The 14,087-nt window shown below is 72.6% G+C and carries 12 protein-coding genes; 7 read left to right on the forward strand and 5 right to left on the reverse strand.

Features of this window, described 5'->3' with window-relative positions; genetic code table 11:
* Positions 1-157 precede the first annotated feature (157 nt).
* The 5 genes from OG937_29730 (at position 158) to OG937_29750 (ending at position 6,054) form a co-directional block, all read left to right on the forward strand.
* Complete coding sequence (locus OG937_29730; protein WUD75574.1) at positions 158-2,494, forward strand: ATP-binding protein; 2,337 nt, start codon at positions 158-160, stop codon at positions 2,492-2,494.
* On the forward strand, positions 2,491-2,940 hold the full coding sequence (locus OG937_29735) for a roadblock/LC7 domain-containing protein (GenBank protein ID WUD75575.1): 450 nt from the start codon (positions 2,491-2,493) through the stop codon (positions 2,938-2,940). The genes OG937_29730 and OG937_29735 overlap by 4 nt, the downstream gene beginning before the upstream one ends.
* Positions 2,937-3,338, forward strand: coding sequence for a DUF742 domain-containing protein (locus OG937_29740; protein WUD75576.1), 402 nt, complete (start codon positions 2,937-2,939; stop codon positions 3,336-3,338). The genes OG937_29735 and OG937_29740 overlap by 4 nt, the downstream gene beginning before the upstream one ends.
* 268 nt (positions 3,339-3,606) lie before the next feature.
* On the forward strand, positions 3,607-4,278 hold the full coding sequence (locus OG937_29745; protein WUD75577.1) for an HNH endonuclease family protein: 672 nt from the start codon (positions 3,607-3,609) through the stop codon (positions 4,276-4,278).
* A gap of 114 nt (positions 4,279-4,392) precedes the next feature.
* Positions 4,393-6,054, forward strand: a complete 1,662-nt coding sequence (locus OG937_29750) for an alkaline phosphatase family protein (protein WUD75578.1) — start codon at positions 4,393-4,395, stop codon at positions 6,052-6,054.
* Between the two features lie 72 nt (positions 6,055-6,126).
* On the opposite strand, the gene OG937_29755 is transcribed toward OG937_29750, so the two are convergent.
* The 5 genes from OG937_29755 to OG937_29775 all read right to left on the reverse strand — a co-directional run bounded on the left by OG937_29755 (position 6,127) and on the right by OG937_29775 (position 10,617).
* Entirely contained in the window at positions 6,127-6,921 is a 795-nt protein-coding gene (locus OG937_29755; GenBank protein WUD75579.1) for an ABC transporter permease, read from the reverse strand.
* Complete coding sequence (locus OG937_29760) at positions 6,918-7,907, reverse strand: ATP-binding cassette domain-containing protein (protein WUD78931.1); 990 nt, start codon at positions 7,905-7,907, stop codon at positions 6,918-6,920. Before OG937_29760 ends, OG937_29755 begins: the two co-directional genes overlap by 4 nt.
* A gap of 75 nt (positions 7,908-7,982) precedes the next feature.
* Positions 7,983-8,825, reverse strand: coding sequence for a DUF4097 family beta strand repeat-containing protein (locus OG937_29765; protein ID WUD75580.1), 843 nt, complete (start codon positions 8,823-8,825; stop codon positions 7,983-7,985).
* A gap of 82 nt (positions 8,826-8,907) precedes the next feature.
* Entirely contained in the window at positions 8,908-9,432 is a 525-nt protein-coding gene (locus OG937_29770) for a toxin-antitoxin system HicB family antitoxin (protein ID WUD75581.1), read from the reverse strand.
* 507 nt (positions 9,433-9,939) lie between these two features.
* Positions 9,940-10,617, reverse strand: coding sequence for a hypothetical protein (locus tag OG937_29775; protein WUD75582.1), 678 nt, complete (start codon positions 10,615-10,617; stop codon positions 9,940-9,942).
* Between the two features lie 173 nt (positions 10,618-10,790).
* Between OG937_29775 and OG937_29780 the strand changes: the two genes are divergently transcribed.
* Positions 10,791-11,999: a HupE/UreJ family protein gene (locus OG937_29780; protein ID WUD75583.1), complete on the forward strand. Its 1,209-nt coding sequence runs from the start codon at positions 10,791-10,793 to the stop codon at positions 11,997-11,999.
* Positions 12,000-12,129: 130 nt separating this feature from the next.
* Positions 12,130-14,055, forward strand: coding sequence for a metallophosphoesterase family protein (locus OG937_29785; GenBank protein ID WUD75584.1), 1,926 nt, complete (start codon positions 12,130-12,132; stop codon positions 14,053-14,055).
* Positions 14,056-14,087 lie beyond the last annotated feature (32 nt).

Genomic DNA, 14,087 nt, shown 5'->3' on the forward strand with positions numbered 1-14,087 from the left:
ACTTCACGATTCGTCCCACCGGCTACTCACCGGTAGGGGCCGTCGCTACGGTACTGCGCAACCGGTTCCGCCGAGCGGAACGTAGTCGTACGGGCGCGTAGCGTGTCCCGGCGCGGCGGGATCCGGCTGTCCACCGTCCGAGCAGCCTGGAGAGTGCATGCGTCGCCGTCCCGGCAGCCGCACGATCCGCACCCGGATCCTCGCCCTGGTGCTGATCCCCGTCGTCGTCCTCGTCTCGCTGTGGACCTTCGCCGTGGTCTCGGTGACGGGCGAACTGCGCGACCTCATCCGGCTGCAGGCCGTCTACGTCCACTACGGCACCCCGGTCGACACCGCCGTCGGCCAGATCCAGGTCGAACGGCGGATGTCCGCCGCGTACCTGGCCTCCGGGAGCAGCCGGAGCGCGCTGGCCGACCTCACCGGGCAGCAGCGGCACACCGACGAGGTGATCGCCGCGATGCGCGCGGCGATCGGCGACCGGGGCGAGCGCGGGGACCTCAGCGCCGGCCAGAGCCGGGTGCTCACCCGGGCGCTCGCCGCCGTGAACCGGCTGCCCGCGCTGCGCCGCGACGTCATCGCCGGGCGGATCGACTGGGCGCGCGCCGTGGACCGCTACACCGACGTCGTCCTGCCCACCTTCGAGGTGCAGACCGGCCTGACCGCCCTGCAGAACGGGCAGTTGGCCCGCGAGGCGCAGAACGTCACCGGGCTCGTCCGGGTGCGCGAGTTCGTCTCCCACGAGGACGCGCTGGTGACCGGAGGACGGGTCGCCGGCGGCTTCACCAGTACGCAGTTCCGCCGCTTGGCCGCCACGATCGAGGACCGCCGCGTCTTCCAGCGCACCTACGTACCGGCCCTGCCCGCCGACTCGCGCGCCCTCTTCCGGGAGTTCGAGCGCGGGCCGCTCTACCGGTCCCTGGTCGAGGGCGAGGACGCCCTGCTCCGGGCCGGCGCGACCGGCACCGGCAAGGTGCTGGTGAGCGCGTCGTGGCGGCGGACCATGGACGACGCCGTCCGCAGGTACATGCTGCTGTGCACCGACGCGGCGAAGAACGCCGCCGCCCGCGGCCGGGACTTCGCCCGGCGCGAGATGCTGTACGCGGGTGCCGCGGGCGGCGCGGGGCTGCTCGGCGTGGGGCTGTCCCTCTGGTTCTCCGTCCACACCGGGCGCCGGATCACCCGGCGGCTGGAGGAACTGCGGGACGCCGCCGACACCCTGGCGGTGCGCCAGCTTCCCGAGGTGACCCGGCGGCTGGGCGCGGGTGAGCAGGTCGACGTGGCCGCCGAGGCGCCGCCGCTCGCCTTCGGGCGGCCGGAGGACGACGGCTCCGACAGCGCGGGCCCGGACGAGATCGGGCAGGTCGGCCGCGCGCTGAACGCGGCGCGCCGGGCCGCGGTCGAGGCGGCCGTCCAGCAGGCCGACCTGCGGCGCGCGATGTCGGCGCTGTTCCTCAACATCGCCCGCCGCAACCAGGCGCTGGTGCACCGCCAGCTGAAGCTCGTCGACACCCTCGAACGGCGCACCTCCGACCCCGACGCGCTCGCCGACCTGTTCCGCATCGACCACCTCACCACCCGCATGCGCCGCCACGCCGAGGGCCTGATCATCCTCTCCGGGGCCGCGCCGGGACGCGTCTGGCGCAAGCCGGTGCCGATCGTCGACGTCGTCGGCGCGGCGGTCGGCGAGGTCGAGGACTACGCCCGCGTGGTCGTGCCGCCCATGCCGGAGGTCGGCGTGGTCGGCGAGGCCGTGGTCGACCTGATCCACCTCATCGCCGAACTGGTCGAGAACGCCACGGTGTTCTCCCCGCCGCGCACCCAGGTGACCATGCGGGTCGGCGAGGCCGCGCACGGCTTCGCCCTGGAGATCGACGACCGCGGCCTCGGCATGGACGCCGACGAGCTCGAACAGGCCAACGCCACCCTCCGGCACGCGGAGGACTTCGACCCGGCGCGCAGCGAACGGCTCGGCCTGTACGTCGTCGGCCGCCTCGCCCACCGGCACGGCGTCGAAGTGACGCTCACCCGCTCCCCGTTCGGCGGCACCACGGCGGTGGTCTTCCTGCCGGGGCCGGTGCTGGCGCCCGTCACCGCCGGGCCGGGTACGGGGTCCGGGCCGGCGCCGGAGCCCGTGGCGACCGCCACCGGGGCCCGGGCGGTGACCGCGGGGAGCGCGCCGGGTGACGGGGCCGCGGCGGAGCCGTCCGGCCCGCTGCCGCGACGCAGACGTGAGCCGGCCACCGGGGCGGTCCCCGGGCCGGCCCCGGCCGCGCCCGCGGCTCCCGGGACCGGCGCGGCGGCGGCACTGCCCACGCGGGTGCGCCAGGCGAACCTGGCCCCGCAACTGCGCGCCGAGACCGGCGATCCGGGGGACGGGCGCGAGGTGTCCGGCGCCGGCCCGTCGCCGGAGCAGATGGGGGCGATCTTCGGGGCCTTCCAGCGAGGGCTGAACCGGGGACGCGACGGTGCGGGAGAAGGAGGGGCAGCGACATGACAGACGCCGAGCCGTCCGGCACGGCACATCCCGAGGACGCCGGGGCCGCCGAGGGCCTCGACTGGCTGCTGGACGACCTGGTGGACCGCACGGATCACGTGCGCCAGGCCGTGCTGCTGTCCGGCGACGGCCTGGCGACGGCCTCGTCCAAGGGGCTGACCGGCAAGGACGTCGACCATCTGGCCGCGGTGTGCTCCGGCTTCAACGGCCTGGCCAAGTCGGCCGGCCGGTCGTTCGCGGTGGGCGGGGTCCGCCAGGTCATGGTGATGCTGGACGACGCCTACCTGTTCGTCACCCCGGCCGGCGAGGGCAGTTGCCTGGCGGTCCTGTGCGCCTCGGGCGCGGACGTCGGGCAACTGGCCTACGAGATGGGCCTGCTCGTCAAGCGCACCGGACGGCACCTGGCCACTCCCGCCCGCGCGGCGGACGAGCCGGGCGAGGAGTGACCCGGCGCGCCGAGGGCGGCGAGGACCGCTGGTACGACGAGGAGTCCGGCCCGATCGTCCGCCCGTACACCGTGACCGGGGGCCGTACCCGCCCCGACACGGAGCGCTCCTTCACGCTGATGGACCGGGTCCGGGCCCTGGGCGAGCCCACGGACCCGCGGGCGCACGGGCTGGCCGACCACGCGCGCGCCTCCCTGCTGGAACTGCTGCGCCGTCAGGGGCCGCTGCCCCTGGTGGAGCTGGCGGCCGGCGCCGACCTCCCGGTCACCGTGGTGCGCGTGGTGCTCGGCGACCTGGTCGACGCCGGGCTCGCCCGGGTGGACCCGCCACCGGCCGTCGCCGAGCGGCCCGACGCGGATCTGCTGCGCGAGGTGATCCGCGGGCTGCGCGCCCTGTGAGGGCGGGTTCCCCGCGCCGGCCCGCGGGGGAGTGAAGCCGCCCCGGCCGGGCGGGAGTCGCACGCCGCACCGGCGGGCGCGAGGGGAGGCCGTGGCACGCGGTCCGTCCCCGGCGCACGGTGGCGCGGATCCGGTGCCGTCCGACCCCTAGACATGACGTGTCCATGTCGCCAACCTGTTACCTGCCGCTCGTCCGGCAGAAACGTCCCAGCAGAAGGATGGCCGACGGTTCCAGCGGCCAAACGCCCCCACACCAAGGGAGTTCCCTATGTCCCGGATACGCAGTGCTCTCGCGCGGCGCGGTGTCTACGCGCGTCGACGCCTGGGTCTCCTCGTGGCGCTCACCAGCCTGTTCGCCGGCTTCGCGACCCTGAACGGCCCCACCGCCCAGGCGGCGCTCCCCACCCCCGTCAGCGCCGCCACCGCCCGCACCTACCTGGCCTCGCTCAGGGTCGCCACCGAGAACCGCACCGGCTACAACCGCGACCTGTTCCCCCACTGGATCACCATCAGCGGGGCCTGCAACACCCGTGAGACGGTGCTCAAGCGCGACGGCAGCGGCGTGGTCACCGACTCCTCCTGTGCCGCCACCAGCGGCAGCTGGTACTCCGTCTACGACGGCGCCACCTGGACCGCCGCCTCCGACCTCGACATCGACCACCTCGTGCCCCTCGCCGAGGCCTGGGACTCCGGCGCCTCCGCCTGGACCACCTCCCAGCGGCAGGCCTTCGCCAACGACCTCACCCGTCCGCAGCTCATCGCCGTCACCGACAACGTGAACCAGGCCAAGGGCGACCAGGACCCGGCCACGTGGATGCCGTCCCGCACCGCGTACGCCTGCACCTACGTGCGCGCCTGGGTCCAGGTGAAGTACTACTACGGCCTGGCGGTCGACTCCGCAGAGAAGAGCAAGCTCAGCAGCGTCCTCAGCGGCTGCTGACGGCGCGTCCCGGCCCCGCCCGGCCGCCGGGACCGCGGCCCGGGCGGCTGCCGGGAACTCACGCCTTCCCTCCGACGTCCACAACTCACGACGACGGAGGGAAGGCCGACCGCCATGGCAGAACTGCGCCTGGGCCCGCTGCTGAGATACGTGGACGAGGACACGGCCACCGTGTGGGTCGAGGCGGACCGCCCCGCCACGGCGACCGTCGCCTGCGAGGACGGGGCCACCGGCAGCGAGCGCACCTGGCAGATCGCGGGCCACCACTACGCGATCGTCACCGTGACCGGGCTGCGCCCCGGCACCTCCACGCCCTACCGCGTCCTCCTGGACGGGCAGCAGGTCTGGCCGCTGCCCGGCTCCCCGTACCCGCCGAGCACCATCCACACCGCCGGGCACGTCGGGGACGGCGGGGAGGACGGACAGCCGCTGCGCGTCGCCTTCGGCTCCTGCCGCTGGGCCGCGCCGCCCCCGGACGAACCCGACCCCATCGGCCCCGACGCGCTGGACACCCTCGCCCACCACATCGGCTCCGGCGACGCGCCCCGCCCCGACCTCCTGCTGCTGCTCGGCGACCAGATCTACGCCGACGAGACCTCCGCGGCCACCCGCCGCTGGCTCGCCCGGCGCCGCGACCTGAACGAGCCGCCCTGGGACCAGGTCGCCGACTACGAGGAATACACCCACCTCTACTACGAGTCCTGGCTCGACCCGGACATCCGCTGGCTGCTGTCGACGGTGCCCAGCTGCATGATCTTCGACGACCACGACGTCATAGACGACTGGAACACCTCCCACACGTGGCGCAACACCATGCGGGAGACGGCCTGGTGGCACGAGCGCGTCACCAGCGGCCTCACCTCGTACTGGGTCCACCAGCACCTCGGCAACCTCACCCCCGCCGAACTCGCCGCCGACAAGCTCCTCGCCGCGGTGCGCGCCGCCGACGACGGCACGGAGACCCTGCGCGCCTTCGCCGCACGCGTGGAGGCCGACCCGGCGCACACCCGCTGGAGTTACCGCCGCGACCTCGGACGCACCCGCCTGCTCATGGTCGACTCACGCGCCGCCCGCGTCCTGGACGAGCACGACCGCGCCATGCTCGACCCGGCGGAACTCGACTGGCTGCGCCAGAACGTCCGCCCCGACGGCAGTTTCGACCACCTGCTCATCGGCACCTCCCTGCCCTGGCTCCTCCCGCACGCCGTCCACGACGCCGAGGCGTGGAGCTCCGCCCTCTGCGGCGGCAGCCGCGGCCACCGCTGGACGCACCGCGGCGAACGCCTGCGCCAGGCAGGCGACCTCGAACACTGGTCGGCCTTCCCTGACTCCTTCGACGCCCTCGCCGGGCTCCTCACCGACGCCGCCGACGACCCCGAGGCCCCCGCCACGATCTGCGTCCTGTCCGGCGACGTCCACCACGCCTACACCGCCGAGGCCCACCGCCCCGGCACGCCGTTGCGCTCCCGTCTGCTGCAGCTGACCTGTTCGCCGGTCCACAACACGATCCCCGGCTTCATGCGCCTGGCCTTCCGCTTCGCCTGGACGGGCCCCGCCCGGCTCATCGGCCGCGCCCTCGCCCGCCACGGCCGCGCCGGCACCCCGTCGCTGCGCTGGCGCAAGACGGGCGGCCCCTGGTTCGGCAACCAGCTCATGACCCTGTCCCTGCGCGGCCGCGCCGCCGCGCTCCGGCTGGACCAGACCCGGGCCCCGAAGGGGACGGAACGGCGGGCCGCGCTGGTGACGGTGATGGACACGCACCTCACGACGGACTGAGCAGGGACGCGAAACCCGAGCGGAGGGCCCCGCGTGCCGCGCGGGGCCCTCCGCCGTGGTGCGTGCACCGGATCAGAAGGTGCCGGCGCTGTTGAACCTCGCGGTGGACCACCGGTAGCCGAGGACGGTGAGTCCGGCGCACCAGGCGGCGGCGATCCACGCGTTGTCGCCGATGCCGGTGCCCAGGAGGAGGCCGCGGAGGGTCTCGATGGCGGGGGTGAAGGGCTGGTACTGGGCGATGGGCTGGAACCAGCCGGGCATGGAGTGCAGGGGGACGAAGGCGCTGGACAGCAGGGGGAGCAGGATCAGGGGGGTGGCGTTGTTGCTGGCGGCCTCGGCATTGGGGCTGACCAGGCCCATGCCGACGGCGATCCAGGTCAGTGCGGTGGCGAAGCCGACGAGCAGGGCCAGGGCGGCGAGCCATTCCAGGGGGGTGGCGTGGGTGGAGCGGAAGCCGATGGCGACGGCGACGGCCGCTACGAGGACGACGCTCAGGACGGATTGCAGGACGCTGCCGATGACGTGTCCGACGATCACGGAGCCGCGGTGGATGGCCATGGTGCGGAAGCGGGCGATGATGCCCTCGGTCATGTCGTTGGAGACCGAGACGGCGGTGCCGATGGTGGTGCTGCCGATGGTCATCAGGAGCAGGCCGGGGACGAGGTAGGCGATGTAGGCGGAGCGGTCGGGGGTGCCGCCCGCGATGCCGGCGCTCATGGTGTCGCCGAAGACGTAGACGAACAGCAGGAGCAGCATGATCGGGGTGAGGAGCAGGTTGAGGGTGAGGGAGGGGTAGCGGCGGGCGTGCAGGAGGTTGCGGCGCAGCATGGTGGAGCAGTCGCGCAGGGCGTGGGTCGGGGTGCTCATCGCAGGGCCTCCGTGGGCTGGTGGGGGACGGTGGCGGTGTCGCCGGTGAGGGCGAAGAAGACGTCGTCGAGGTCGGGGGTGTGGACGGTCAGCTCGTCGGCGTGGACGGCGCCGGCGTCGAGCTGGTCCAGCAGCGTGCGCAGGTCGCGTTGGCTGCCGTCGCTGGGCAGTTGCAGGGTCAGGGCGTCGTCGTCGCTGGCCGCGCCGGGCAGGGCGGTGACGGCGTGCTGGTAGGCGGTGGGGTCGGTGAAGCGCAGCCGGATGTGGCCGCCGGGGATGAGGCGTTTGAGTTCGTCGGGGGTGCCTTCGGCGGCGATGGTGCCGTTGTGGAGGACGGCGATCCGGTCGGCGAGTTCGTCGGCCTCGTCCAGGTACTGGGTGGTGAGGAAGACGGTGACGCCGCCGGTGACGAGTTCGCGGATGATCTGCCACATGGTGTGGCGGGATCGGGGGTCCAGGCCGGTGGTGGGTTCGTCGAGGAAGATGACGCGGGGGTCGCCGACCAGGGTCATGGCGATGTCCAGGCGCCGTTTCATGCCGCCGGAGTAGGTGGCGGCGGGCTTGCCGGCGGCCTCGGTGAGGTCGAAGCGTTCCAGCAGCGCGGCGGCCACCCGCCGTCCCTCGGCCTTGGACAGGTGGTGCAGGTCCGCCATCAGCAGCATGTTCTCCTCGCCGGTGATCAGCCCGTCGACGGCGGAGAACTGCCCGGTGACCCCGATCGCGGCACGCACCGCCTGCGGATCCCCGGCCAGGTCGTGGCCGGCGACCTGGGCCTGTCCGCCGTCGGCGGAGACGAGCGTGGACAGGATCTTCACCGCGGTGGTCTTCCCCGCCCCGTTCGGACCCAGCAACGCGAACACGGATCCGGCCGGGATGCGCAGGTCGATGCCGTCGAGCACGGTCTTGTCGCCGTAGGACTTGCGCAGACCGATGGCGGAGATGGCGGCGGGTGACGCGTGACCGTCATCCCGCCTGGGCGTGGGCATGACAGAAGAAGGCACGGGGCCCTCCATTCGAAGGCTGAAGTGGGTGGGGGCCGGCGCGGGTCGGGGTCGTGGTGCTCAGACCCGGGCGCGGCGGATGTCGATGTTGCCCCAGCGGGTCCGGGCGTGGACCTCGACGGTGTCCTCGGTCGCCTCCGGGGTCCCGGACGCGGTGAGCGTGTTGCGCACCTGCCCGCGCTCGGAGCTGACGTCGAGCCAGGCGGCGGTGCCCTCGCGGACGCCGACCTCGATGGCGCCGTAGGAGGTCTCCAGCTGGACGGTGCCGCGGGCGACCTCGGCGACGCGTAGGTTGCCGTGGGCGACGGTGGCCGTGACCGAGCTCTCGGCGCGCTCGACGTCGACGTTGCCGTGGGCTCCGCGCACCCGCAGTTCGCCGAGCGCGGCGCCGACGGTCGTGGTGCCGTGCGAGTTCTTCAGGACGGCGGGACCGTCGAGGGTGCCGACGCGCAGGCTGCCGGAGCTGGTGGTGATCTCGGCCGTGCCCTCGATCCGGTCGACGGTGATCGAGCCGTGGGAGGCGGTCAGCTGCAGCGGGCCGGTCGTGTCGAAGCGGACGTCGTTGGACGAGGTCTTCACCCGGACCTCGCCGAGCCGCCCCTCGCCGAGCACCTGGGTCCAGGAGCCGGTCACGTTGACGCGCGAGCCCGTGGGCAGTTCGACCGTCACGTCGACGGCGCCGCTGGGCCCGATGAGGTAGCGCTCCTTGGTCCTGACGGTCAGGGCGCCGTTCGCGTAGGTGACCTCGGTCTGGCCGGCCGCCCGTACGTCCTTGTCCCGCTTCGGGTCGCGGGGCAGCACCTCGACGACGGTGTCGGGGCGGTCGCCCGCGGTGAACCGGATGGAACCGGCGCCCACGTGGGCGGTGACGGAGATCGGTTCGGGGGTGTCGAAAGAAGGCATGGCTGTCCCGTCCTCTTGGGTCTTGGGGTCGTCCCCGCTGGTGGGACGTGGTGTGGGTGACGTGGAGCGGGCGCGGGCGCGGCTAGCGCACCCAGCCCGTGAAGCTCTGTCCGGTGGTGCGGGTCTTCTCCGCCGCACGCTGCTGCGGGCCGCCGTCGACCGCGGCCGACACGGCCCGTACCAGCCACGCGTTGACCGACAGGCCCTCGCGGTTGGCGGCCTCCTCGGCACGGGCCTTGAGGTGCGCCGGCAGGCGCAGGTTGACGCGTGCGGTGCCGCCCTCGTCGCCTTCGGCCGCGGCGGGGGCCGGGGCCTTGAGCGGTTCGACGGGCGCGTCCACCCGGTCCGCGGGGCCGCCGCCGGTGGGCGGCAGCGTCACCACGAAGTCGGGGTCCAGCCCGCGCAGCCGTACGTCGACCGAGCCGGGGGCGAGTTCGCGGGTGATCTCGTCCATCGCGGCGGAGAGCACGTTGAGCATGGTCAGGCGGGTCGCCGACTCCAGCGGAGCGGTGAGCCGCTCGGCCAGCTCGCGGGCATCCTCCCCGCCGGCTTCGGCGGCCACCGCGAGTTCACGGCGGAGGGTGTCGACATACGGGGTGAGGTCCATGACGTCATAGTGGCACCACTATGGCGCCATGCGCAAGCCTGAATGGCGCCGCGCATTGCGCACTCTGCGGCGTAGTTGCTCTGACCTGGCGAAACGTGATGGCGGTGGCCTGAGCCATGATGGCGCCACGTGTGCGCGATGTGCCATGGATGGCGCCGGATGGCGCCGGATGGTGCCACGCGGTGCCACGTGGTGCCAGATGGCGCCATGTGGTGCCAAGAGCTGCCACCGCCGGTACACCCGTCCCGCGATCAGCCCGCCCGCTCCGAGGTGACGGTGCTGCGCACAGGCGTGGCCCGCCACATGGCGGCCAACTGCGGGTAGGACCGGATCAGGCGGAGCGTCTCCGCGAGCGCGGCGGTCCTGGGCGCGCCGATGGCGTGGTGGGTTGCCGGTGGGGGTCGTCGCGGTTGCCGACGGTGTCATGGACCGCGAGCCGACGCCGCCCGAACGAGAGCGCGGCCAGGGCCTCGTCGGCGGATCGCCAGGGGACGGGCACCGGGGGCGCTATCCCCCGTGCTCGTCGAGCCAGAGGACGATTCCGGTCACACCGCCCAGGACGGCCGCGACGCCGGCGCGGACGGCCGCGGCGCAGCGGGCGGGGGTGAAGGTGGCGGGGTCGTACGTCGAGGACATGCCCAGCCCCTCGCCGCGGAACGACGCGCCGGACCAGTCGACGGCGGTGACGTTGGCGGTGGGCTCGGCCAACTCCGCGCCCACCACGAGGAACTGCTGGGAGAGGTGGTTCGGGGTGACCGTGGCGAGGGGGTCGATCAGGTCGTTGCCGGCACTGACGATGAGGTCCGGATGCATGTCGAGGGCGCGGGTGGTGCTGGCGAGGAGGTCGGCGGGGTGGTCGGTGACGACCGTCCTGAGGTCGACGTGCTCGGCCTCGGCCCACTCCTTGACCGCGGTCGCCAGCGCCTTGGCGGGCCGGTCGTCGCCCGCGGTCAGCAGGACGACGCGGTAGCCCTCCGAGGGGTGGACCCCGGACCAGGAGCCGGGGCGCGGGGTGGCCGTGGCCTCGGGGGCGGGCGGGGCGGCGCGGTCGACGAACCCGGGACCCGGGGTGCCGACGGCGCTGGGGCTGGGGTGCGGGTGTGACCAGTCGTCGCCGGAGCCGCATCCGGTGAGCAGCGCGGCGGCCGCGGCCAGGGTGGCGGCGGCGCGAAGCGGGGGGCGCAAGGCGATCGACCTCCGGGTGGTGACAGGTGGTGCTGCCCCCATCCTGCAATCCCGTTCCCGTCGTCTCCATCCAGGGGGCGCCGTTGTCGAACTTGTTTTCGCACGATTCGCCGACCGGCCGGTTCCGGTTCACCCGCGACGTGCACGGTGCAGTGGCAACCTGAAGGAGCCACATGTCACATCGCGTCCGCCGCACCCTCGTCGGGATCACCGCGGCGGTGATCGCCTTCCTGGGCCTCGGGCAGCAGTCCGCGCTCGCGCACGGCTTCACCTCGACCGTGTACGTGGACGTCGCCCCGGCCGACGGAGGCCGGATACGGACCACGCTGCAGCTCGAGTACGACCTCTTCGTCGTGTCCGCCGCCGACTACCAGCACGACGACACCCTCTTCCGCGAAGGGACCGCCGCGTTCGACGCCGGCGACGCCACCGCCCAGGCCGCGGCGCTGGAGGCGCACGCGAAGTCGGCCGTCGCGTACGCCACCGGGCGTTTCGCGGTGAGTTCCGACGGCACGGCCTGCACCCCCGCCCAGGCCGGAGGCTTCACGATGGGCCGCCGGGAGGGCGTGCCGTACGCCACCCTCCGCCTGGACTGGAACTGCCCGCAGGGCGAGGACCGCGAGGTGCGCAGCGGGCTGTTCCCCGATTCCGAGGGCTACGTCAAGGGCACCAAGACGATCGTCACGTACGCGGTCGACGGCAGTTCGGGCAGTGCCGCGCTCGACGCCGAGCACCCGTCCTTCTCCATCGGCCAGTCCTGGTACGAGCGGTTCTGGGAGTTCTTCCGCCTCGGCGCCGAGCACCTGCTGACCGGGATCGACCACATCCTGTTCCTGCTCGCCCTGATCGCCGGTTCGCGGCGGCCGCGCGAGATCGTGCTGGCGGCCACCAGCTTCACCCTGGCGCACTCGGTGACGTTCATGCTCGCCGCGCTGGGCGTGGTCGACGTGCCCGCGCGGATCGTGGAGCCCGTCATCGCGCTGTCGATCGCCGTGGTCGCCGGCTGGTACCTGTGGCGGATCTGGCGGCGGGGCGACCACGCGACCGACCTCGAGGCCGCCGGGCAGGGGCATTTCAGCCTGGACCGGGCCGGATGGACCCGCCTCGGCGTGGTGTTCTGCTTCGGCCTGGTGCACGGCCTCGGCTTCGCGGGCGCGCTGGGGATCGACGAGGCGTGGTCGTGGACCCTGCTGTGGTCCCTGCTGGTGTTCAACGTCGGCATCGAGGCCGTCCAACTGGCCATCATCGCCGTCGTCTTCCCGCTGCTGCTCGTGCTGCGCCGCCGTTCGGCGCGGGCCGGGCTCTGGACCACGGGTGCGATTTCCGCGGGGGTGTCCGTCATGGGGCTGGTGTGGTTCGTGCAACGAGTGTCCGGATTCTGAGACTCCGTCCAGGGCTCGTGCGTTGTTCAACTATCACGTAGCTCGCATTTATGTTCGCTTTACCTGCCGAGGTGAGCGTGGGGGTCTCCACTCGATGCACACGATTCGTGCACAGAAGGAAAAGACAAAAATGAGATCGAGCAACTCCTCGCGGACCTCCGGGTCCGCGCGGCGCCGTGTGGCCACCGGGGCCACCGCGGCGTTCCTCGGCCTGACGGTTGCCCTTGGCAACGGGCTTGTGACCTCGGCGTCCGCCGCCGACACCGCCACCCTCAGCGGCATCGTCCTCGGTGTCGGCGCCAACGAGACCCAGCGCACCGTGACCTGGTACTCCTCCGCCGACACGGCGCAGCAGATCCAGGTCGCCCCGACCGCGCAGGTGACCGACGGCCAGTTCCCGGCCGGCTCCGCCACCTTCGACGCCATCGGCGCGGCGAACATCGCCACCAGCGGCGGCTTCAACCGCCACGCGACGATCACCGGCCTGAAGGAGAACACCCAGTACTCCTACCGGGTCGGCAGCGAGGGCAACTGGTCCACCGCGTACTCCTTCAAGACGCAGGACTTCGAGGGCGAGTACGACTTCCTGTTCTACGGCGACCCGCAGATCGGCTCGTCCGGCAACCTGGCCGCCGACCAGGCCGGCTGGCAGGACACGGTCGACGTCTCGCTGAGGGCCAACCCGAACGCCGAGATCCTGGTGTCGGGCGGTGACCAGGTCGAGACGGCCAACACCGAGTCCCAGTGGAACTCCTTCCTCGCGCCCGACGGGCTGCGCCAGTACCCGTGGGCCGCCACCATCGGCAACCACGACGTCGGCGGCAAGGCCTACGAGCAGCACTTCACCACCCCGAACACCGACCGCTCGGCCCCGTACTACGACAACGGGAACCCCGCGGGCACCAAGTCCGGCGGTGACTACTGGTACATCTACAAGGACGTGCTGTTCATCGACCTGAACAGCAACAGCTACAACTCCGCCAACGGCGGCGGTGACGCGGCACACGTCAACTACGTGACCGACGTCATCAACAAGCACGGCAACGAGGCCAAGTGGAAGGTCCTCGTCTACCACCACGCGATCTACTCGCCGGCCTCGCACGCCAAGGACGGCGACAACAAGCAGCGTCGTCTGGACTTCCCGACGACGTTCTCCAAGCTCGGGGTGGACCTGGTCCTGCAGGGCCACGACCACAGCTACTCCCGCAGCTACCTGATCAAGAACGGTGAGAAGGAGAACCCGGCCGAGCAGCCGGGTGCCTCCGACGTGTACCCGGGTCCCGGCGGCGTCCTCTACGTGACGGCCAACTCCGCCTCGGGCTCGAAGTACTACGACATCACCAAGCCGGACAGCAGCGGCACCAGCGGCGCGGGCAACGGCGCCGACCCGCTGAACCCGGACAGCTACTGGTACAACTCGGTCCAGAACCAGGAGCACGTCCGCACCTACGTCAAGGTCCAGGTGCGCAACGACAAGCTCGTGGTCGAGAACATCCGCAGCGCCGCCAACGGCGCCGACCAGCCGGTCGGTTCGCACGTCGACGACGTCACGGTGCACCCGTACCACGGGGACAAGCAGGACCTGCAGGTCAACGTCCCCAACCCGGCTCCGGGTGAGTTCGGCTGGACGATCGACGGCTACAACGGCCTGGTGGACCTCGGTACCGCCAAGGAGCAGAACGGCGACCACTTCGTCGCGGGCGGCAAGATCAACCCGATCCTCGTCTCCGACAGCCGCCGTTCGCTCGCCCCGTGGTCGATCTCGGCCAACGTGGGCGACTTCAAGGACGCCGACAAGACGTTCCCCGGCTCCTACCTCGGCTGGACGCCGTACGTCCTGGACGGCGGCGCCGGTGCCGCGGCGGGCGACCCGGTGGCGTCCGGTTACGACGACCACGGCCAGGGCCTGTCCGTCTCGCGTGGCCTCGGCTCCGCCGCGCAGGGCCACCCGCGGGGTTCCGCCAAGCTCGGCGCCGACCTGGATCTGAAGATCCCGGACAGCGTCGAGAAGGGCGGCTACCGCGCCACCCTCACGATCACTGCGCTGAGCAGCTGACCGTACCCGTTTGACGGCGGGGCAGGCACCGT

Source organism: Streptomyces sp. NBC_00510 (genome assembly GCA_036013505.1).
Taxonomy (GTDB): domain Bacteria; phylum Actinomycetota; class Actinomycetes; order Streptomycetales; family Streptomycetaceae; genus Actinacidiphila.

Excerpts from the sequence above, each read along its gene's own strand:
- OG937_29730 (WUD75574.1), top strand. The coding sequence starts at position 158 with ATGCGTCGCCGTCCCGGCAGCCGCACGATCCGCACCCGGATCCTCGCC.
- OG937_29735 (WUD75575.1), top strand. The coding sequence starts at position 2,491 with ATGACAGACGCCGAGCCGTCCGGCACGGCACATCCCGAGGACGCCGGG.
- OG937_29745 (WUD75577.1), top strand. The coding sequence starts at position 3,607 with ATGTCCCGGATACGCAGTGCTCTCGCGCGGCGCGGTGTCTACGCGCGT.
- OG937_29750 (WUD75578.1), top strand. The coding sequence starts at position 4,393 with ATGGCAGAACTGCGCCTGGGCCCGCTGCTGAGATACGTGGACGAGGAC.
- OG937_29755 (WUD75579.1), bottom strand. The coding sequence starts at position 6,921 with ATGAGCACCCCGACCCACGCCCTGCGCGACTGCTCCACCATGCTGCGC.
- OG937_29760 (WUD78931.1), bottom strand. The coding sequence starts at position 7,907 with ATGCCCACGCCCAGGCGGGATGACGGTCACGCGTCACCCGCCGCCATC.
- OG937_29765 (WUD75580.1), bottom strand. The coding sequence starts at position 8,825 with ATGCCTTCTTTCGACACCCCCGAACCGATCTCCGTCACCGCCCACGTG.
- OG937_29770 (WUD75581.1), bottom strand. The coding sequence starts at position 9,432 with ATGGACCTCACCCCGTATGTCGACACCCTCCGCCGTGAACTCGCGGTG.
- OG937_29780 (WUD75583.1), top strand. The coding sequence starts at position 10,791 with ATGTCACATCGCGTCCGCCGCACCCTCGTCGGGATCACCGCGGCGGTG.
- OG937_29785 (WUD75584.1), top strand. The coding sequence starts at position 12,130 with ATGAGATCGAGCAACTCCTCGCGGACCTCCGGGTCCGCGCGGCGCCGT.